Genomic DNA, 18,898 nt, shown 5'->3' with positions numbered 1-18,898 from the left:
AGGGGCGGAGGATCAGTGTGCGGCCTTGAGCGGCAGGACGGCGCGGATCCGGAAGCCGCCGCCGGGGCGGGGGCCCACGTCGAGGCTGCCGCTGACCATGCCGACCCGCTCGCGCATGCCGATCAGGCCGTGGCCGAGACCGTCCGTGCCGCCGGAGGCCAGCTGTTCGTCGGTGCTGCCGCGCCCGTCGTCCTCCACCAGCACGGCCAGCTCGCGCTCGCCGAAGTCGACCGCGACCCGGGCGTGCACGTCGGGGCCGCCGTGCTTGCGGACGTTGGTGAGCGCCTCCTGGACGATCCGGTAGACCGTCAGCTCGACCCCGCGCGGCAGCTCGCGCGGGTGCCCGGAGGTCGCGTAGTCCACCTGCAGCCCGGCCGTGCGGACCTGCTCCAGCAGCTCCGGCAGTTCCTCCACGCCCGGCTGGGGCACGTACTCCTCGGCGGTGTCGGAGGTGCGCAGCACGCCCAGCAGGCGGCGCATCTCGACCAGCGCCTGGCGGCCGGTGGAGGCGATCGTGCCGAGCGCCTCCTTCGCCTGCTGCGGGGAGTTGTCGAGGACGTAGGCGGCGCCGTCGGCCTGGACGATCATCACCGAGACGTTGTGCGCGACCACGTCGTGCAGCTCGCGGGCGATCCGGGCCCGCTCGGCGGCGACCGCCACCTTGGACTGGGCGTCCCGCTCGCGCTCCAGCCGGGCGGCGCGGTCCTCCAGCTCGGTCAGGTAGGCGCGGCGCACCCGGGTCAGCCGGCCCCAGGCCCAGCAGAGGATGAACGGCGTGCTCATCAGCAGCATGATCATCGCTGCTTCGCCGGGGTTGTACGAGTGCGAGACGTAGTGGTTGGCGCTCTCGCGCACCGTCTTCATCGGGTGCATCTGCCAGAACACCAGCGGCCCGGCGGACAGCCCGGCGGTCAGTGCCAGCCGGGAGGTCCACTTCTGCCCGAAGGCGGCGCCGGTGTAGGCGAAGACCAGGTAGGCGATCGAGGAGCCGCCCGGTTCGACGTCGGCCAGCACCTGGCTGACGCCGAGCCCGGTGGCGGCGGCGACCGTCACGTCCGGGTAGCGCCGGCGGACGACCATCAGCGCGGGCAGCACCAGCGCGACCAGGACGTCGGCGTCGAAGCGCCACCCGTCGTCGGGGAGGTTGTCGTTCGGCAGCAGGCCGATGAGGAGCACGATCGCCGCCCAGGCGGCGTCGACCACCATGGGGTGACGGCGGAGCCAGGCGTTGAGTCGATGCACGTGTCCAGCGTAGGCAGTCGCTCCGTGTGTCCAGGTCCGCCGGTAGGGCGATCCGTCCTACTCCGTAGGTCGGAGACGCGCCGGCACCGATTGGGAGGGCCTGCGACCGGCGGGTAGCGTCCGGCCCCATGACTTGGATGCGGTGGGCGCCCGCCATGGAACAGGCCCTGTACGACCCCGAACGGGGCTTCTACCGCAGGCCGGAGGGCCCCGCCGGGCACTTCCGCACCTCCGTGCACGCCTCGCCGAGGTTCGCCCGCGCGGTGGCCCGACTGCTCCTCGACGTCGACGCGGCCCTCGGTCGTCCGGAGGAGCTGGCGTTCGTCGACGTCGGGGCCGGGCGGGGGGAACTCCTCAGGGGCGTGCTGGCCGAGCTGCCCGCCGAAGTGCTGGCGCGGCTGCGCCCGTACGGCGTGGAGATCGCGCGGCGCCCGGCCGGGCTCCCGTCCACAGCCCTGTGGACGGACGAGCCGCCGCGCGGCGTGACCGGACTGCTGTTCGCCAACGAGTGGCTGGACAACGTGCCGCTGGACGCCGGGGAGGTCGACGAGGACGGGGTGCTGCGCTACGTCGAGGTGGACACCGGGACCGGTGCGCTGCGGCCGGGCGCGGAGGTGTCGGCGGCGGACGCGGCCTGGGCCGGGCGGTGGTGGCCGGTCTCCGGGCCCGGGGACGCGGTGGAGTTCGGCGGTCCCCGGGACGCCGCCTGGGCGCGGGCCGTCGCCGGGCTGGAGCGCGGTCTGGCCGTCGCGGTCGACTACGGGCACACGGCCGGGCGGCGGCCGCCGTTCGGTACCTTCACCGGCTTCCGGGACGGCCGGGAGGTGGCCCCGGTGCCGGACGGCTCCTGCGACGTCACCGCGCACGTGGCCCTGGACTCCGTCGCCGTGCCCGGTCTCCACAGCCTGTGGACGACGCAGCGGGAGGCGCTGCGCGCGCTCGGCGTGAGCGGCGGCCGGCCCCCGCTCGCCCTCGCCTCCACCGACCCGGCGGGCTACCTGCGGGCGCTGAGCGGGGCGGGGGAGGGGGCCGAGCTGACCGACCCGGGCGGGCTGGGCGGTTTCGGGTGGCTGGTCCAGGCCGTCCGCATTCCGGTACCGGCGAGCCTGGACACCCTGCCGGGATGGCAGACTCTGGAGGCATGAGGGAGACCACGGTCGGCATCGGGGCGGGAGCCGAGAACTTCAGCGGTACGGCGGGCACCACCGACATGGTGCTCAACATCGGCCCGCAGCACCCGGCCACGCACGGCGTGCTGCGGCTGCGCCTGCTGCTCGACGGCGAGCGCATCGTCTCCGCCGAGCCGGTGATCGGCTACATGCACCGGGGCGCGGAGAAGCTGTTCGAGGCCCGTGACTACCGGCAGATCATCATGCTGGCCAACCGGCACGACTGGCTCTCCGCCTTCTCCAACGAACTCGGCGTCGTCCTCGGCGTCGAGCGGATGCTCGGCATGGAGGTCCCCGAGCGGGCCGTGTGGATCCGCACCCTGCTCGCCGAGCTCAACCGGGTGCTCAACCACCTGATGTTCCTCGGCTCGTACCCGCTGGAACTCGGCGGGATCACCCCGATCTTCCACGCCTTCACCGGCCGCGAGGACCTCCAGCACGTCCTGGAGGAGGCCTCCGGCGGCCGGATGCACTACATGTTCAACCGGGTCGGCGGCCTCAAGGAGGACCTCCCGGCCGGCTGGCTCGGCCGCGTCCGCGCCGCCGTCGCCACCGTCCGCTCGCACATGCCGGTGTTCGAGGACCTCGTCCTCGGCAACGAGATCTTCCGCGCCCGCACCGCCGGCGTCGGCGTCCTCACCCGGGCGCAGGCCGAGGCGTACGGGGTCAGCGGCCCGATCGCCCGGGCCAGCGGCCTCGACCTCGACCTGCGCCGCGACGAGCCCTACCTCGCGTACGACACCGAGGAACTGCGGCAGGTCCTCACCGTCGTCACCCGCGACGAGGGCGACTGCCTCGCCCGCTTCGAATGCCTGCTGGAGCAGACCCTCAACTCGCTGGACCTCGCCGACGCCTGCCTCGACAAGCTCGCCACCCTGCCGCCCGGCCCCGTCAACCAGCGGCTGCCCAAGGTGCTCAAGGCACCCGAGGGCAGCACCTACGCCTGGACCGAGAACCCGCTCGGGATCAACGGCTACTACCTGGTCTCGCGGGGCGACAAGACGCCGTGGCGGCTCAAGCTGCGCTCGGCGTCCTTCAACAACATCCAGGCGCTGACCGAACTGCTGCCGGGGACGCTGGTGGCGGACATGGTCGCGATCCTGGGGTCGATGTTCTTCGTGGTCGGGGACATCGACAAGTAGGCCCGGGGCCGCGGCCCCGCTCGGGCCGGGCCCCGCCGGACCCGGTCGGACCGGGGCTCAGCCCTTCTTCTTCGGCTTCGCCGGGTCGGCCGGGTGCGGGGCGATCCTGCGGTCGCCCTTGGTGGCGATCCGCTCCTCGCACAGGCGGGCCAGCACGTCGTAGGCCGCCCTGCCCATCAGTTCGGTGAGCTCCGGGCGGTAGCTGACGTACACCGCGTCCGCGCCCTGGTGGGCCGCCGGAGCGCCGGTGCACCACCAGTGCAGGTCGTGGCCGCCCGGGCCCCAGCCGCGGCGGTCGTACTCGCCGATCGAGACCTGGAGGTAGCGGGTGTCGTCCGGGCGGTCGATCCAGTCGTAGGTGCGGCGGACCGGCAGCTGCCAGCAGACGTCCGGCTTGGTCTCCAGCGGCTCACGGCCCTCCCGGAGCGCGAGCGCGTGCAGCGCGCAGCCGGCGCCGCCCGCGAAGTCCGGGCTGTTCACGAAGATGCAGGCGCCGTTGACCCGGCGGGTCTGGCGGTCACCGTCCTCGTCCAGCATGGTGATGCCGCCGTCCGAGACCAGCCGGCCCTTGGCATCGGTGCCCTGCGGGAAGTTCTCCCACAGCTCGGGCGTCAGCCGTGCCGCGTGGCCCAGGACGCGCTTCTCGTCGTCCTCGTCCGAGTAGTGGGCGCCCAGCGTGCAGCAGCCGTCCGACTCGCCGCGGCCCTCGCGGATGCCGTGGCAGCCCTGGCCGAAGACGCAGGACCAGCGCGAGGTCAGCCAGGTGAGGTCGCAGCGGAAGACCTGCTCCTCGTCGGCGGGGTCGGCGAACTCGACCCAGGCGCGCGGGAAGTCGAGCGGGACCTCGTCACGCGGGATCTCGCGGCGCAGGGTCGGCATCGCGAGGTCGACGGGGGCGGGGGAGGCCTTCGGCTTCGCCTTGGCCTTCTTCTTGGACGTTTCTGCTGGTGCCACCCGGCAAGGGTAGAGCTTCCGCGGGCGTGGTGACGGGCCCGAGGGGCGTGGCGGCGGATTCGGGGCCGTCGGCGCTCGGGGGCGGGAGCCGGGCCCGATCCGGGGTGAAGGCGGGGTGAAGGAGGTCCGTCGTGCGCTGCGGGCGGGCCCGGGGCCGTGCCCAGGATGGCGGCCGATCCGCTACGGGGAGGTACGGGATGGCAGACGGCAGGACCGGGGCGTCCGACCGGGCGGGTGGGCGGTTCGTCCTCAAGCCGTGGGAACCGCACGGCGAGGGGCGGGAGTTCGAGAAACCCGGCGGCGAACTGGCGAAGGCCGTCGCCGCCCTGGAACGGGACCTCGGCGCGCTCGGCACCCCCTGGGGGACGGACCGGCCGGGCAGCGGCTTCGCCGCCGTGTACGGCCCGGCGCGCGGCGGACTCGTCGGCGGACTGCGGGGGCTGGCCGGCGGGGTCGGGAAGGTCGGGACCGGGCTGCACGCGATGGCCGAGCGGACCACGGACACGGACACCTCGGCGGCGAGCGGCTTCGGCGCCGAGGCCGGGAACGGGGTGACGGCCGTCGCCGCGGTCCATCCCACGACGGGGGCAACCCCGGGGGCGGCGCCCGCCGTCCCCAAGGACATGTCGGTCTGACGGACCCGGCCCGGAGGGGGAAGCACGTGTCCCGGAAACTGCCCGAGGAACTGGTCCCGGTCCTGGCCAGGACCGGCCACCCGTGGCCGCAGGCCGACGAGGAGGGCCTGCGCAGGGCGGCCGGGGTCTGGCGGGAGTTCGGCACGGAGGCCGACCGCCTCACCCGCCGCTGCGGCGAGTCGGTCCGGCGCGTCACCGCCGACAACTCCGGCTGCGCCGTCGAGGCCTTCGGCGCGTACTGGCAGACCTTCAGCGGCGCCGACAAGGGACACCTGGACGACGCGCACACCGCCGTCGGGCTGGTCGCCGGCGCCTTTCCCGCACGGGTGGAGGTGGATCCGCTGACCGGTGAGCGGCGGGCGCCCGAGGAGGTCGGGGCGGCCTGTGCCGTGGTGGACCGGGGGAGCGGACGGTTCACGGTGTGGCCCTCGGTACCGGTGGACGAAGTGGTCGGGCTGTACCGGGACTTCGTCGGTGCGGGCGGGTACGACCCGGCCCGGCCGCCGACGACCGGGCGGGGTGCCCGCGCCGAACTGACGTACCGGGACGGCTCGGGCGAGGAGCGGTCGTTGGCGCTGCGGTCGGCGCCGGGCCTGCCGCATCCGGCCCTGCGCGGTTGGTGGTGGCTGCGCGAACAGGGGGTGGCGGCCGAGGAGGTGCGGGCCGTCCGGACCGATCTGCGGCCGGGGGCGCTGCCCGGCGGCTACTGGGCCCACGCGCTGGCCGCCGAACTGCCGCACGTCCGGATCGACTTCGAGCTTCCGTACGGTCCGCGGTTCGACCACCGCGCCGCCGCCGTGCGGGCGTTGCCCGTGCCCGCGGACGGTCCGGCGCGCAACCGGGTGCCGTTCCCCCGGCCGGTGCGGGACGCGCCGGCCGAGCCCGACGCGGTGCTCGCCGCGCGGCTCGCGGAGCGGTTCGGCCCGGCGGGGGTGCGGCGTTTCGACCGGGCGGACGTGGTGCGGACCGAACTGCCCGGGGAGGCGGCCGCGTTGCTGCTGGCGGTGGGAGTGCCGAAGGTCGTGCCGGGATTCTTCGCCCTGCACCACCCCCGTGCGGAGGCGATCGCCGACGGCACCCGGCCGGGCGCCGTGCTGCCGCCGCTGGCCGGGTACCTCGACGACCTCGGCCGCGGTACCCGGGTGGCCGAGCGGGAGCGTTCGGCCCTCGCCGGGCAGCTGGTGCTGGGAACGGACGGCTGGGCGCCGGTGGCCCTCGACGCGACGGACGGTACCGTCCGCGCGGTGGATCCGGACCGTGCGACGGCCCGCCACTGCAACGCGGACCTGAGGGCCTTCGTCCGCTGTCCGGAGGTGTTCGCCGGCTGGTGGCCCGGGCTGCGAGGGCTCGACCCGGTGGCCGCGGGCGGGGCGGTGGACGGCCTGCAGCGCGCGCCCTGGCGGAGGTGGACGGCACGGTCTTCGCCGATCCCGAGAACTGGTGGGCCGTCATCGTGGAGCAGTTGTGGGACGGCCTGCTGTGACGCGGCTCACGGTGCCGGGCCCCCGGGTCCGGCCGTGACCGGCCACCCGCCCCGGACCAGCGCGAATACGGTCGCAACCCCCCTCGCCCGGGTCCGCATCGCGTAGCGTGGAGAGTTATGCGACTCGGTGTTCTCGACGTAGGTTCCAACACGGTCCACTTCCTCGTGGTGGACGCCCACCCGGGCGCTGCTCCGCTGCCCGCTTACTCCCACAAGGCCGAGCTGCGGCTGGCCGAGCTGCTGGACTCGGACGGTGCGATAAGCGGGGCCGGTGTCGAGCGGCTGGTCGGCCACGTCGCGTCCTCGCTGCGGGTCGCCGAGGACAAGGGCGTCGTCGACATCCTGCCGTTCGCCACCTCGGCCGTGCGCGAGGCCACGAACGGTGAGGAGGTGCTGCGCCGGGTGGCTGCCGAGACGGGTGTCGAGCTGCGGGTGCTCTCCGGTCAGGACGAGGCCCGGCTCACCTTCCTGGCCGTCCGCCGCTGGTTCGGCTGGTCGTCCGGCCGGCTGCTCAACCTGGACATCGGCGGCGGCTCGCTGGAGATCGCCTGCGGCCTGGACGAGCAGCCCGACGTCGCGTGTTCGCTGCCGCTGGGCGCGGGCCGGCTGACCGCCCGCTGGCTGCCCGGGGACGTCGCCGACCCCGACGGGCTGCGCGAGCTGAGACGCCACATCCGGGCCGAGATGGGCACCGTGGTCGGCGAGGTCTCCCGGCTCGGGTCGCCGCAGCACGCCGTCGCCACCTCCAAGACCTTCAAGCAGCTGGCCCGGATGACCGGCGCGGCGCCCGCCGACGCCGGCCCGTACGCCGACCGCCGGCTCACCCGCAGCGGGCTGGCGGCCTGGCTGCCCCGGCTGTCCACGATGACCGTCGCCGAGCGCGCGCAGATCCCCGGCGTCTCCGAGGGCCGGGCCAAGCAGCTGCTGGCCGGCGCACTGGTCGCCGACGCCGCGATGGACCTGTTCGGTCTGGACGAGCTGGACGTCTGTCCGTGGGCGCTGCGCGAGGGCATCATCCTGCGCCGCCTGGACACCATGGACAGCCCCGCCGACCGGCGCCGACCCGCGCTCGCTCCGTAGGACGGCGTCCCGTTCGGAGCGCGCTCCGCTTACGCTGTCTCCCGTGGTGCAACCAGCGGGCGAGGACGGGACGCGGGAGGGCCGCGCTCCCGGGGACGGGCAGCCGCGGCCGGACGACCCGCGCCGCCGGCTCGGCAAGGCGGTCAAGGGCGCCACCGCCGCGCAGGCCGCCAAGGCCGTCCAGGCGGCCCAGCGCACCGCGAAGAGGGCCACGGCGAAGAAGACCGCCGCGAAGGAGGCCGCCGCCCCGGAGCGCACCGCGGGGAAGGCCGTCCCGAAGGGCGCCGCGGACGACACTCCGACAGCGGCCACGGCGAAGCGCACCGCCACCGGGGGACCGTTGACGAAGAAGGCCGCCGACAAGGCCGCGACGCCACCCGCCGGCAAGCCCACGACGCCGCCCGCGACGCCGCCCGCGACGACACCCACGACGCCGCCCGCGACGCCCGCCCGGGCCGCCGCCCCCCGCAGGGCCGCCGCCAAGGCCGCGCCGAAGGAGACCCGCACCGCCCGGGCCGCCGGCGCCGCGAAGGCCGCCGTCCAGTCGGTGCGCTCGGTCAAGGCCGCCCGCCGGGACGCCGCCCGCCCGCCGCTGCTGCGCACCACCGACCGGCTGGTGCTCCCCCAGCACCCGGCCCTGCACATCCCCGAGACCAAGGTGGTCCTGTCCACCGCCTCGGTGTACCCGGCGAGCACCGCCGTCGCCTTCGAGCTGGCGGCCAGGCTCGGCTACGACGGGGTCGAGGTGATGGTCTGGAACGACCCGGTCAGCCAGGACATCGACGCCCTGCGCCGGCTCTCGGACGCCCACCGGATGCCGATCCTGGCCGTGCACGCGCCCTGCCTGCTGATCACCCAGCGGGTGTGGACCACCGACCCGTGGACCAAGCTGGTCCGGGCCAGGGCGGCGGCGGAGAAGCTCGGTGCGAGCGCGGTCGTCGTCCACCCGCCGTTCCGCTGGCAGCGGCAGTACGCCCGGGACTTCGTCGAGGGCATCGACCGGATGGCAGGCGAGACCGACGTCCGCTTCGCCGTCGAGAACATGTACCCGTGGCGGTACCGCGACCGCGAGGTGCTGGCGTACGCGCCCGGCTGGGACGTCACGGACGAGGAGTACCGGCACTTCACCATCGACCTGTCGCACGTCGCCACCTCCCGGATCGACACCTTCGCCATGGTCGAGCGGATGGGCGACCGGCTCGCCCACGTGCACCTGGCGGACGGCAGCGGCTCCGGCAAGGACGAGCACCTGATCCCCGGCCGCGGCAAGCAGCCGTGCGCCGAGCTGCTGGAGCACCTGGCCCGCACCGGCTTCGACGGTCACGTGGTGCTGGAGGTCAACACCCGCCGTTCGGCGTCGCCCGCCGAACGTGAGGCCGATCTGGCCGAGGCGCTGGCCTTCACCCGCCTGCACCTGGCGACCCCCTCGCACGTACGCTGACCGTCGTGCCCGGGGCGCGCCGGAGCGCCGGACGGCCGTACCGAGGGGGAGAAGTGACGAACGGTCGGAAATTCAGCGAACTTCGCAACTTCCGTGAGCTCGCCGGGAGCTTCGGCTCCGTGGCGGCCGAGTACGACCGCGGCCGCCCCGGCTACCCGGACCAGCTGTTCGACGAGTTGGAACGCCTCTGGGGCCGCGGTCTGAAGGGCGCCAGGGTCCTGGACGTCGGCGCGGGCACCGGCATCGCCACCCGGCTGCTGGCCGCCCGCGGCGCGGACGTCATCGCCGTCGAGCCCTCGGCCGGGATGGCCGAGCGGTTCCGGGCCGTCTCACCGCAGGTCCCGCTGGTCCGGGCGGGCGGCGACGACCTGCCCTTCCACGACGACTCCGCGGACCTGATCACCTACGCGCAGGCCTTCCACTGGACGCGGCCCGAGCAGTCCCTGCCCGAGGCGATCCGGGTGCTGCGGCCCGGCGGCGCGCTCGCCACCTGGTGGAACATCTTCGACGACGGCGTCCCGTGGGTCCGCGCCCGGGACGAGCGGCTGTCCGCCACGCTCTCCGGCCGCTACCACGGCTACGGCCGGGTCGACGAGCTGACCGCTCCCTTCGCGGCCGCCGGGCTGGCGGTCTCCCGCGTCAAGCTGGGCTGGCAGCGGCAGGTCCCGGTGGAGCAGGTGGTCGACAACCTCACCTCCCGTTCCTTCTTCGCCTCGCTGGACCCCGAGCGGCGCGAGCCGCTGCTGGCCGCCGAACGCGCGGCGCTGCTCGCCGAGTTCCCGGACGGGCAGGTGGTCGAGCCGTACGTCCTGGACCTCACGGTGGCCACCACCGGGGAGTGATGCCGCGGGGCGCGGGGCCCTCCGCCGCCTGACCGCATCGCGGACGGCCCGTCCGCCGGGCGGACGGCGGGCGTAGGCTCGGTAGCCACAGCGGCCCCCGTACCCTCCTGGCGGCGGGGCGCCGAGGAGAGCCCCGAAGGAGTGGAGCACAGTGCCCGAGCTGAGGTCCCGTACGGTCACCCACGGTCGCAACATGGCAGGCGCCCGGGCGCTTCTCCGGGCCGCCGGCGTAGCCCGCGAGGACTTCGGCAAGCCGATCATCGCGGTCGCCAACTCCTTCACCGAGTTCGTCCCGGGCCACACCCACCTCCAGCCGGTCGGCCGGATCGTGTCCGAGGCGATCAAGCAGGCGGGCGGCATCCCGCGCGAGTTCAACACCATCGCCGTGGACGACGGCATCGCGATGGGCCACGGCGGCATGCTCTACTCCCTGCCCTCGCGCGACCTGATCGCCGACTCGGTCGAGTACATGGTCAACGCGCACTGCGCCGACGCCCTGATCTGCATCTCCAACTGCGACAAGATCACCCCGGGCATGCTGATGGCCGCGCTGCGCCTGAACATCCCGACCGTCTTCGTCTCCGGCGGTCCGATGGAGGCCGGCAAGGCCACCCTGGTCGACGGCACCGTGCGCAAGCTCGACCTGGTCGACGCGATCTCGCAGGCCGTGAACGAGAACGTCTCCGACGAGGACATCGCGATCATCGAGGAGAACGCCTGTCCGACCTGCGGCTCGTGCTCCGGCATGTTCACCGCCAACTCGATGAACTGCCTGACCGAGGCCATCGGTCTCTCGCTGCCCGGCAACGGCTCGGTGCTCGCCACCCACACCGCCCGCCGGGCGCTGTACGAGAACGCCGGCCGGACCGTCGTCGAGATCACGAACCGCCACTACGGCCGGGACGACGCCTCGGTGCTGCCCCGCGCGATCGCCACCCGCGCCGCGTTCGAGAACGCCATGGCCCTGGACATCGCCATGGGCGGCTCGACCAACACGATCCTGCACCTGCTCGCCGCCGCCCAGGAGGCCGAGCTGGACTTCGACCAGCGGGCCATCGACGCGGTCTCCCGCAAGGTCCCCTGCCTGTCCAAGGTCGCGCCCAACGGCTCGTACTACATGGAGGACGTGCACCGGGCCGGCGGCATCCCGGCGATCCTCGGCGAGCTCTACCGGGGCGGGCTGCTCAACGAGGACGTCCACACCGTCCACTCCGACTCGCTCGCCGAGTGGCTCAAGACCTGGGACGTGCGCGGCGGTTCGCCCTCCGCCGAGGCCGTCGAGCTGTGGCACGCCGCCCCCGGCTGCGTCCGCTCCGCCGAGGCCTTCTCCCAGTCCGAGCGCTGGGAGTCGCTCGACACCGACGCGGCCAAGGGCTGCATCCGCAGTGTCGAGCACGCCTACTCCGTCGAAGGCGGCCTGGCCGTGCTGTACGGCAACCTCGCCGAGGACGGCTGCATCGTGAAGACCGCCGGCGTGGACGAGTCGATCTGGACCTTCAGCGGTCCGGCCGTCGTGGTGGAGTCCCAGGAGGACGCGGTCGAGGCGATCCTCGCCAAGCGGGTCAAGGAGGGCGACGTCGTCGTCATCCGCTACGAGGGCCCCAAGGGCGGCCCGGGCATGCAGGAGATGCTCTACCCGACCTCCTTCCTCAAGGGCCGGGGCCTCGGCAAGGCCTGCGCCCTGGTCACCGACGGCCGCTTCTCCGGCGGCACCTCGGGCCTGTCCATCGGCCACGCCTCCCCGGAGGCGGCCTCCGGGGGCACCATCGCCCTGGTCGAGGACGGCGACACCATCGCCATCGACATCCCCGGCCGGACGATCTCCCTGGAGGTCCCGGACGAGGTCCTCGCCGAGCGCCGCCGCGCCCTGGAGGCCTCGGGCGGCTACCGGCCGAAGAACCGCGACCGCAAGGTCAGCCAGGCCCTGCGCGCCTACGCGGCGATGGCCACGTCCGCCGACAAGGGCGCGGTCCGCGACGTGACCAAGCTCGGCTGAGACCGGCCCGGAGCGGCCCCGCGACCGCGGCGTGCCACCGGTCCCGACGACCGGAAACGGAGGAGCCGTCCCGCGGACCGGGACGGCTCCTCCGCCGTGTGCGGCAGTCGGGTGATAATCGACGGCGTGAGCGAGCAGCCCCCCACCCCCGCCCCCGAGGTCGCCGGCGCCCCGGCGCCCGAGCCGATCCGCTGGTTCGGCACCAGCTGGCTGAACCGGGACGGCGGCTACTGGCTGCGCCGGGTCGGCGTGTCCGCCGGAGCCCTGGTCGCGACCGCGGCCGTGGTGCTGCTGCTGCGCTTCGGCGTCGAGGGCATCGCGCTCTCCGACAACGGCACCTTCGTCAACGGGCTGCTGACCGTCGCCATCGCGATCTGCTCGATGATGTCCGTCCTGCGCACCTGGAAGGTGCTCACCGAGGGCAGGGACCGGCTGACCGGCTGGATGGCCGAGGACAAGTCGCTCGGCGCGGTCTGGCTGATCGGCGGCGCCGGGGCCCTGGCCGCCTACTTCGCCCGCAGCCTGGTCGAGGCCCCCGGGGAGGCGGTGCGGCGCGCCTCGTACGAGCGGGCCGTCGCCCGGTACGAGACGCGCCTGGCGAGCCGCAGCGGCCGGCCCGGCGGCAGGGCGCCGGGCCGGAGCAAGCGCAAGCGCTGACCGGTCAGTTGCGGCTGATCGTGCCGCACCCCTCGGTCTGCTCGACGTCCTTGCTGCGGTCGTACGGGTCGATGGCCGGCCCGGTCGGCCGGGAGCCGGGGGTGTCCTGCTGCAGCGCCGCGAACTGGTCGAACTGCGGGTGGAAGAAGCCGTCGTAGACGTCGCAGGCCGAGTTGGCCGGGTCGGTCTGGCTCTTGGCGTAGACGACCTTCTTCGGCTGGACCTGGTAGCGCCCCGGGTCGTAGAAGCGGAACGTGTCCACCCGCCGGACGATCGTGCGGGTGGTCCAGGTGTCCCCGGCCACGTCGTCCGTCCGGACGACCAGGCCCACCGGCTTGGCCGTGCCGCCGCCCTTCGGAGCGGCCGGTCCGGTCGGCTGCGGGGCGGGGGCCGACGGCCGGGGCGACGCGGCCTGCTTGGCGGCCTCCGGGCCGGGGCGCAGCGCGTACACGAAGCTGAAGTCGGTGTGGATCAGGACGCCCTTGTCGCCGTCGCCCTCGAAGGTCATCCGGCCCTGGACCTTGACCGTGTCGCCCACCGGGATCGCGTCCCGCGGGTCGAAGCGGCTGAACCAGTTGGTCGGGTCGTTCTCCTTGGACGGGTGCTCCAGCGCGGACTTCGCGCCGTCCTGGTCCTGCCGCTCCAGCAGTGCCAGGGCGGCGTCCGGCCGGCCTCCGGCGATCACCTTGGGGTCCAGGTTGGCGGCGATCAGGTAGTCCCTGACGGACTGCAGCTGCGAGGCCACCTGGGCGGTGCTGAAGACACCGGTCGCCTGCGCCTCGGGGAGGACGAAGGCCTCGGCGCCGGTCGGCCAGCCCTCGGCGGGGGAGCCGGCCCAGGGGTGGGCGACGGTCGGCTGCTGGTCGTCGACCTTCGGTGCCGCGGTGGTCGGCCTGGCCGTCTCGGGGGCGACGGTCGGCACGGGGGTGTGGGCCGCGGCGGTGCCGCCGACGTGGTCCCGGTACCAGCTGCGCAGCCCGTCGATGTTCAGCGCCGCGAGCAGCACGGCGACGGTCAGCGCGACGTAGAGCGGCGTGCGCCACGCCGAGCTGCGCGGTCGCGGGTTCCCCCAGGCGTCGACCGCCGGGGGCTTCGGCTTGCGGCCGAAGCGGCGCGCGGGCGCCGGGCCGTCGTTGACCGAGCGGCGGCCGCCCGGGTCGACCGGCGGGGTGTGCTTCCACCGGGCGGCGAGCATGCGGGTGCGCCCGCTCTGCTCCTGGGCGGTGGCGCCCCGGACGAAGTCGTCGTCCAGGACGAGGTCGGCGAACGGGTCCTTCGCGCCCGTGCCGGACGGGTCGGACCCGTCCGGTGCATCGCCCCTGGTGGGGCGCGGTTCCGGATCTTCGGCTATCGGCATCGCGCCAGTATGACGACGGGGTGTGACGATGCGCCGATCGGGGGCGCACCACGTGGTGGACCCGTGCCCGCCGGGTGGCGCTTCACCCCGTTTCGTCCGGAACCGCGCCGGTGCTCAGGACTTGCCGCGGGCCTGCTTCACCGACCCCACCACCCCGGCGATCGCCAGCAGGAGGCCGGCGGGCAGCAGCGAGATGAAGAAGGCGCCGAAGAGCCCGGAGTCGCCGAGGAACAGCTGCGCCAGGGTGTTCAGCGCCAGCAGTCCGCCGGCCGCCGGCAGTGCCGACTGCCACGGGTGGTCGTTCGCCCACCGGCGCAGCCGGCGGTCGGCGGTGTCGCGGCGCAGCTGTCCACCGACGGTGCCGACCAGGAAGAAGAAGAACAGGGCCCAGCCGGCCGGCCCGGCCAGCATGCTCAGCGACCAGCTCCCGGAGATCGCCTCGATCCCCAGGGCTGTCGCCCCCACCACCGCACCGACCCCCGCGGCGGTCCGCCACGGGCCCACGGTCGCCGAGGCGACGGCGAGTTGCCGGTTCTCACGTCGGGACATTTCGTCGTGTGCCATGGTTCAACGGTGCTCCCGCCCGGGGCCGGGGGCCATAGGGGAAGCCCCTGGTTTTCTCCCTAGGGTCCCGCCGGGCCGAATCGCCCGGCACGGCCGCGCCGCGACCGCCGCCGCGGGCCCCGCGACCACGGACCGGACGGTCCCGCCCGGCCCCGCCGCGCGGTGCGAGGATGGCCGCAGTAGCGAGGCAAGGAGCGGACCATGGGCAGCAGCGCAGCACACGGACAGAAGATCGCCTTCCTGGGCACCGGCAAGATCGGCGAGGCCCTGCTCTCCGGCCTGCTGCGGGCGGGCAAGGACCCGGCGGACGTCCTGGTGACCGCCCGCCGCCCCGAGCGCGCGGTCGAACTCGCCGCCCGGTACGGCGTGGTGGCGGTCTCCAACGCCGAGGCCGCCAAGCTGGCCGACACCCTGATCCTCGCGGTCAAGCCGCAGGACATGGGCACCCTGCTGGAGGAGCTGGCCCCGCACGTCGGCGCGGACCGGCTGGTGATCTCGGCCGCGGCCGGTGTCCCGACCGCCTGGTTCGAGGAGCGGCTGGCGGCGGGCACCCCGGTGGTCCGGGTGATGCCCAACACGCCGGTCCTGGTGGACGAGGGGATGAGCGTCATCTCGGCCGGTTCGTGCGCCACCGAGGAGCACCTGGTGCGCACCGAGGAGATCTTCAGCTCGGTGGGCAAGGCGCTGCGGCTGCCCGAGTCCCAGCAGGACGCGGCCACCGCGCTCTCCGGCTCGGGCCCGGCCTACTTCTACTTCCTGGTCGAGGCGATGACCGACGCCGGCATCCTGCTCGGGCTGCCCCGGCAGGTGGCGCACGACCTGATCGTGCAGTCCGCGATCGGCGCCTCGGTGATGCTGCGCGACTCCGGCGAGCACCCGGTGAAGCTGCGCGAGGCGGTGACCTCCCCGGCCGGCACCACCATCTCGGCGATCCGCGAGCTGGAGAACCACGGGGTGCGGGCCGCGCTGCTGGGTGCACTGGAGGCGGCCCGGGACCGCTCCCGGGAGCTGGCCTCCGGCGGGAAGTAGCCCGCGGCAGAAGTCCCTGCGCGACCCCTCCCGCAATCGCGGCGCACCGCCTACGCTCTCGCCAACATCGTCCTACCGGCCGGTAGCGAGGTCGCCAGGAGGCCCGTGTGTGGAGGTCCGTATGAGTGCCGCGCCGTCCGCCGTGCCGCCCGGCCTGAGGGCCGGGCGGTCCGCGCTCGCCGTCAGCTTCCTGCTCCAGGGCACCACCTTCGCGCTGCTGGTCACCTGCATCCCGGAGATCCAGCACCGGTACGGGTTGAGCGACGGGCTGCTGCCGGTCTTCCTGGCCGCCGTGCCGATCCTGGCCGGGGTCGGTTCGATCACCTCCGAGCAGTTGGTGCGGCGCACCGGCGCGCGGGCCGTGCTGCGGGTGGTCCAGCCCGCGGTCTGCCTCAGCCTGGCGGCCGTCGGACTCGGCGACGCGTTGTGGCAACTCGCCCTCGCACTGGGGGCGTTCGGTCTGCTGGTGGGGGCGCTGGACGCCAGTATGAACATGCTCGGGGTGGGCCTGCAGCACCGCTACGGACGCTCGATCATGATCGGCTTCCATGCCGCGTTCAGTTTCGGCGGCATCGTCGGCGCGTCCCTGGCGGGCCTCGGCTCGCACTACGACCTCGGTCTGCCGGTGCTGTTCGGCACGGCCGCCGCGGTGGTCGCCCCGCTCGCGGTGGTCACCGGCACCTTCTTCGCGGGACCGGTCGAACTCGGCGACGCCGTCCGGGAGGCCGCCGAGGCCGCCGCCCGGTCGATCCCCTGGCGGCCGCTGCTGCCGCTCTGCCTGGCGATGGCCTTCGCGTACATCGCGGACGCCTCGGTCTCCAACTACAGCGTCAAGTACCTCACCGACGGTCTGGGCAGCCGCGAGGACCTCGCCAAGCTCTCCTACCTCGGCTACATGGTCGCGATGCTGGTCGGCCGGGCGCTGGGCGACCGGGCGGTGCAGCGATTCGGCGCCGTGCCGGTGGTCCGCGGCGGTGCGGCGCTGGCCGCGCTGGGCTTCGGGGTGGCCGCGGTGGCGCCCGCCGCCTGGGCGGGCATCGCCGGGTTCACGGTGCTCGGCTTCGGCATCTGCGCGATCATCCCGCAGGTGTTCGCGGCCGGCGGCCGGTTGTTCCCGGCCGACTCGGACGCCGCGGTGGCCCGGCTCAACCTCTTCAACTACGTGGGTTTCCTGATCGGTTCGCCGCTGGTCGGTGCGATCGCCGACGCGAGTTCGTACCGCTGGGCGCTGTTGGCCCCGATGCTGCTGGTGCTCGCCGTCCTGCCGCTGGCCGACCGCTTCTCCCCGGTACCGGCGTTGGCCCCCGCCCCCGCCGGGTGACGGCGGGTGGCGGGGGCGGGGGACGGGGAGGATCGGGCCGGGGTCAGCCCAGGATCGTGGTCGCCAGGTTGGCCGTGCCGTAGGCCCAGCCCTGGTCCTGGGCGGTGGAGGTGCCGCCGACCTGGCCGAACTCGTAGTAGACGTACGGCGCCCAGTTCACCGTGTACGGGATGGTGGCGTCCCACGGCGGGGTGTCGGTGATCTTGACGGTGAGCGTGACGGTCTTGGTGGCGCCGGGCACGATCGGCGCGTTGAAGTGGAAGCTGGCGCTGTTCCCGCTCGTCGTGCAGTCGACGGTGTCGCCGGCGCAGCCGGTGACGGTGAAGGCACCGCTCAGCTGGTTGGCCGGCCAGGTCGGCTGGATGGACTCGTAGGCGAAGTAGATGTCGCTGGTCTCGTTGTTGGTGAGGGCCAGCGTCAGGGTCAGCTGGTCACCGGCCTTCGCCGTCGACTTGTCGACGGAGAAGTTGGTCCCGTTGACCGCGGCGGAGGCCGGCTGGGCGGCAAAGAACACGCCAAGTCCCAGTATTGCAGCGAGAATTACCCCAAGGCGTTGCACGCTGAATGGCTTCATGGCGGAGAGGATATGTAGTCACCAAGCGTTTGTCTGTACCGCCTCAACAAAACCCCTCCACAGCTGCCCCACAGCCGCACCACAACTGCCGTACCCCGACCGTGCGACCCGCGCCGGGGCGCCGCCCCGGCGCGCCCTGGCGGCGGCCCGGCCACCGCCACCCGCTACGGTGGAGGCCATGCCCGAAGCCGAGCGTGAAACCCCCTGCGGCCTGCACCTCTTCTGGGACGAGGCCGTCACCGCCTACGACTTCGGCCCCGGCCACCCGATGGACCCGACCCGGCTGGCGCTCACCATGCGCCTGGTCGAGGCCCTGGGGCTGAACGGCGGCCCCGGCGTGACCGTCCGCTCCGCGCCGCCCGCCGGCGAGTCCACCCTGCAGCTGGTGCACACCCGGGAGTACGTCGAGGCGGTCAAGCACGCCGCCGCCCACCCCGACCTGACCGACCCCCGGCACGGCCTCGGCACCGACGACAACTGGTCCTTCCCCGCCGTCCATTCGGCCTCCGCGCTGATCGCCGGCCAGTCGGTGGCCGCCGCCGAGGCGGTCTGGCGCGGCGAGACCCCGCACGCCGTCAACTTCGCCGGCGGCCTGCACCACGCCATGCCCGGCAAGGCCTCCGGCTTCTGCGTCTACAACGACCCGGCGCTGGCCATCGCCCGGCTGCTCGAACTCGGCGCCGAGCGGGTCGCCTACGTCGACGTGGACGTCCACCACGGCGACGGCGTCCAGGAGGCCTTCTGGAACGACCCCCGGGTCCTGACGGTGTCGCTGCACGAGCACCCCGCCACGCTCTTCCCGCAGACCGGCTGGCCGATGGAGACCGGCGGCCCGGACGCCCCCGGCTCCGCCGCCAACCTGCCGCTGCCCGCCGGCACCGGCGACGCCGGCTGGCTGCGCGCCTTCCACGCCCTGGTGCCCGACCTGCTGGACGCCTTCCGGCCGCAGGTCCTGGTCACCCAGCACGGCGCCGACACCCACCTGGAGGACCCGCTCGCCCACCTCGCCGTCACCGTGGACGCCCAGCGGCTGATCGCCGAGGAACTGCACGACCTCGCCCACCGGCACACCGGCGGCCGCTGGGTGGCCACCGGCGGGGGCGGCTACGCGGTGGTCGACGTCGTCCCCCGCGCCTGGACCCACCTGGTCGCCACCGCGGCCGGCCGACCCGTCGACCCGGCCACCGAGACCCCCGAGTCCTGGCGCGCCGAGGTCTACCGCCGTACCCGCGGCCCGGCCCCGCTGCGGATGACCGACGGCGCCCGCCCGGCCTGGCGCGACTTCGACGCGGGTTACGATCCGGCCGACCGGCTCGATCAGGCCATCCTCGCCAGCCGCCGCGCGGTGTTCCCCCACCACGGCCTGCTGGCCTGAACCCGCCGCCCCCGGCGGCCACCCGTCCGGCCGTGCG

At 74.2% G+C, this 18,898-nt stretch carries 17 protein-coding genes; 12 read left to right on the top strand and 5 right to left on the bottom strand.

The genetic code is table 11. The annotated features are described in order from the left end of the window. Window positions 1–12 precede the first annotated feature (12 nt). On the bottom strand, window positions 13–1,206 hold the full coding sequence (locus ACFV04_RS18215) for a sensor histidine kinase (protein WP_380340917.1): 1,194 nt from the start codon (window positions 1,204–1,206) through the stop codon (window positions 13–15). 164 nt (window positions 1,207–1,370) lie between these two features. Here ACFV04_RS18215 and ACFV04_RS18210 point away from each other — a divergent pair, with 164 nt between their 5' ends. Together ACFV04_RS18210 and ACFV04_RS18205 are read left to right on the top strand one after the other, a co-directional pair. Next, window positions 1,371–2,387: an SAM-dependent methyltransferase gene (locus ACFV04_RS18210; protein WP_380340801.1), complete on the top strand. Its 1,017-nt coding sequence runs from the start codon at window positions 1,371–1,373 to the stop codon at window positions 2,385–2,387. After that, on the top strand, window positions 2,384–3,553 hold the full coding sequence (locus ACFV04_RS18205; RefSeq protein WP_380340804.1) for an NADH-quinone oxidoreductase subunit D: 1,170 nt from the start codon (window positions 2,384–2,386) through the stop codon (window positions 3,551–3,553). Before ACFV04_RS18210 ends, ACFV04_RS18205 begins: the two co-directional genes overlap by 4 nt. 57 nt (window positions 3,554–3,610) lie before the next feature. Here the strand turns inward: ACFV04_RS18205 and ACFV04_RS18200 are convergent, their stop codons facing one another. Continuing rightward, window positions 3,611–4,507, bottom strand: coding sequence for a hypothetical protein (locus ACFV04_RS18200; protein WP_380340807.1), 897 nt, complete (start codon window positions 4,505–4,507; stop codon window positions 3,611–3,613). Between the two features lie 197 nt (window positions 4,508–4,704). On the opposite strand from ACFV04_RS18200, the gene ACFV04_RS18195 reads away from it, so the two are divergent. The 7 genes from ACFV04_RS18195 (at window position 4,705) to ACFV04_RS18165 (ending at window position 12,641) form a co-directional block, all read left to right on the top strand. Then, a complete protein-coding gene (locus tag ACFV04_RS18195; protein ID WP_380530056.1) occupies window positions 4,705–5,142 on the top strand; it encodes a hypothetical protein in 438 nt (145 codons plus the stop codon). Window positions 5,143–5,168: 26 nt separating this feature from the next. After that, a complete protein-coding gene (locus tag ACFV04_RS18190) occupies window positions 5,169–6,731 on the top strand; it encodes an SUKH-4 family immunity protein (RefSeq protein WP_380530054.1) in 1,563 nt (520 codons plus the stop codon). Window positions 6,732–6,742: 11 nt separating this feature from the next. Further along, a complete protein-coding gene (locus ACFV04_RS18185) occupies window positions 6,743–7,705 on the top strand; it encodes a Ppx/GppA phosphatase family protein (protein WP_360252873.1) in 963 nt (320 codons plus the stop codon). Window positions 7,706–8,342: 637 nt separating this feature from the next. Further along, entirely contained in the window at window positions 8,343–9,146 is an 804-nt protein-coding gene (locus ACFV04_RS18180; protein ID WP_380530071.1) for a sugar phosphate isomerase/epimerase family protein, read from the top strand. Between the two features lie 53 nt (window positions 9,147–9,199). Continuing rightward, window positions 9,200–9,988, top strand: a complete 789-nt coding sequence (locus ACFV04_RS18175; protein ID WP_380530052.1) for a class I SAM-dependent methyltransferase — start codon at window positions 9,200–9,202, stop codon at window positions 9,986–9,988. 151 nt (window positions 9,989–10,139) lie between these two features. Beyond that, window positions 10,140–11,984, top strand: a complete 1,845-nt coding sequence (gene ilvD, locus ACFV04_RS18170) for a dihydroxy-acid dehydratase (RefSeq protein WP_380340822.1) — start codon at window positions 10,140–10,142, stop codon at window positions 11,982–11,984. A gap of 126 nt (window positions 11,985–12,110) precedes the next feature. Further along, window positions 12,111–12,641: a hypothetical protein gene (locus ACFV04_RS18165; protein WP_360252882.1), complete on the top strand. Its 531-nt coding sequence runs from the start codon at window positions 12,111–12,113 to the stop codon at window positions 12,639–12,641. 4 nt (window positions 12,642–12,645) lie between these two features. On the opposite strand, the gene ACFV04_RS18160 is transcribed toward ACFV04_RS18165, so the two are convergent. Together ACFV04_RS18160 and ACFV04_RS18155 are read right to left on the bottom strand one after the other, a co-directional pair. Then, window positions 12,646–13,998 carry a hypothetical protein gene (locus ACFV04_RS18160; protein ID WP_380530050.1) on the bottom strand — a complete coding sequence of 451 codons (1,353 nt, stop codon included), beginning with the start codon at window positions 13,996–13,998 and terminating at the stop codon, window positions 12,646–12,648. A gap of 114 nt (window positions 13,999–14,112) precedes the next feature. Continuing rightward, window positions 14,113–14,562 carry a hypothetical protein gene (locus ACFV04_RS18155; RefSeq protein ID WP_360252888.1) on the bottom strand — a complete coding sequence of 150 codons (450 nt, stop codon included), beginning with the start codon at window positions 14,560–14,562 and terminating at the stop codon, window positions 14,113–14,115. A 201-nt stretch (window positions 14,563–14,763) separates the two neighbouring features. On the opposite strand from ACFV04_RS18155, the gene proC reads away from it, so the two are divergent. Both proC and ACFV04_RS18145 read left to right on the top strand, forming a co-directional pair. Further along, on the top strand, window positions 14,764–15,591 hold the full coding sequence (gene proC, locus ACFV04_RS18150) for a pyrroline-5-carboxylate reductase (RefSeq protein ID WP_360252891.1): 828 nt from the start codon (window positions 14,764–14,766) through the stop codon (window positions 15,589–15,591). Between the two features lie 121 nt (window positions 15,592–15,712). Next, window positions 15,713–16,912, top strand: a complete 1,200-nt coding sequence (locus ACFV04_RS18145) for an MFS transporter (RefSeq protein WP_380530047.1) — start codon at window positions 15,713–15,715, stop codon at window positions 16,910–16,912. A 43-nt stretch (window positions 16,913–16,955) separates the two neighbouring features. Here ACFV04_RS18145 and ACFV04_RS18140 read toward each other — a convergent pair whose 3' ends face one another. Beyond that, the gene (locus ACFV04_RS18140; protein WP_380340836.1) at window positions 16,956–17,426 is read right to left on the bottom strand and encodes a hypothetical protein; all 471 of its coding nucleotides are present in this window, start codon (window positions 17,424–17,426) and stop codon (window positions 16,956–16,958) included. 238 nt (window positions 17,427–17,664) lie between these two features. Between ACFV04_RS18140 and ACFV04_RS18135 the strand changes: the two genes are divergently transcribed. Beyond that, window positions 17,665–18,861: an acetoin utilization protein AcuC gene (locus ACFV04_RS18135; protein ID WP_380340839.1), complete on the top strand. Its 1,197-nt coding sequence runs from the start codon at window positions 17,665–17,667 to the stop codon at window positions 18,859–18,861. Window positions 18,862–18,898 lie beyond the last annotated feature (37 nt).

The sequence above is a fragment of the Kitasatospora sp. NPDC059599 genome (assembly GCF_042735125.1).
Lineage (GTDB): Bacteria > Actinomycetota > Actinomycetes > Streptomycetales > Streptomycetaceae > Kitasatospora.
Note: the sequence above shows the minus strand (reverse complement) of the source record. Positions and strands in the feature narration are given on the sequence as shown.

What these genes read in the sequence shown, in the direction of transcription:
- ACFV04_RS18210 (WP_380340801.1), top strand. Translation starts at nt 1,371, where the DNA reads ATGACTTGGATGCGGTGGGCGCCCGCCATGGAACAGGCCCTGTACGAC.
- ACFV04_RS18215 (WP_380340917.1), bottom strand. Translation starts at nt 1,206, where the DNA reads ATGGTGGTCGACGCCGCCTGGGCGGCGATCGTGCTCCTCATCGGCCTG.
- ACFV04_RS18205 (WP_380340804.1), top strand. Translation starts at nt 2,384, where the DNA reads ATGAGGGAGACCACGGTCGGCATCGGGGCGGGAGCCGAGAACTTCAGC.
- ACFV04_RS18160 (WP_380530050.1), bottom strand. Translation starts at nt 13,998, where the DNA reads ATGCCGATAGCCGAAGATCCGGAACCGCGCCCCACCAGGGGCGATGCA.
- ACFV04_RS18145 (WP_380530047.1), top strand. Translation starts at nt 15,713, where the DNA reads ATGAGTGCCGCGCCGTCCGCCGTGCCGCCCGGCCTGAGGGCCGGGCGG.
- proC (WP_360252891.1), top strand. Translation starts at nt 14,764, where the DNA reads ATGGGCAGCAGCGCAGCACACGGACAGAAGATCGCCTTCCTGGGCACC.
- ACFV04_RS18135 (WP_380340839.1), top strand. Translation starts at nt 17,665, where the DNA reads ATGCCCGAAGCCGAGCGTGAAACCCCCTGCGGCCTGCACCTCTTCTGG.
- ACFV04_RS18195 (WP_380530056.1), top strand. Translation starts at nt 4,705, where the DNA reads ATGGCAGACGGCAGGACCGGGGCGTCCGACCGGGCGGGTGGGCGGTTC.
- ACFV04_RS18155 (WP_360252888.1), bottom strand. Translation starts at nt 14,562, where the DNA reads ATGGCACACGACGAAATGTCCCGACGTGAGAACCGGCAACTCGCCGTC.
- ACFV04_RS18185 (WP_360252873.1), top strand. Translation starts at nt 6,743, where the DNA reads ATGCGACTCGGTGTTCTCGACGTAGGTTCCAACACGGTCCACTTCCTC.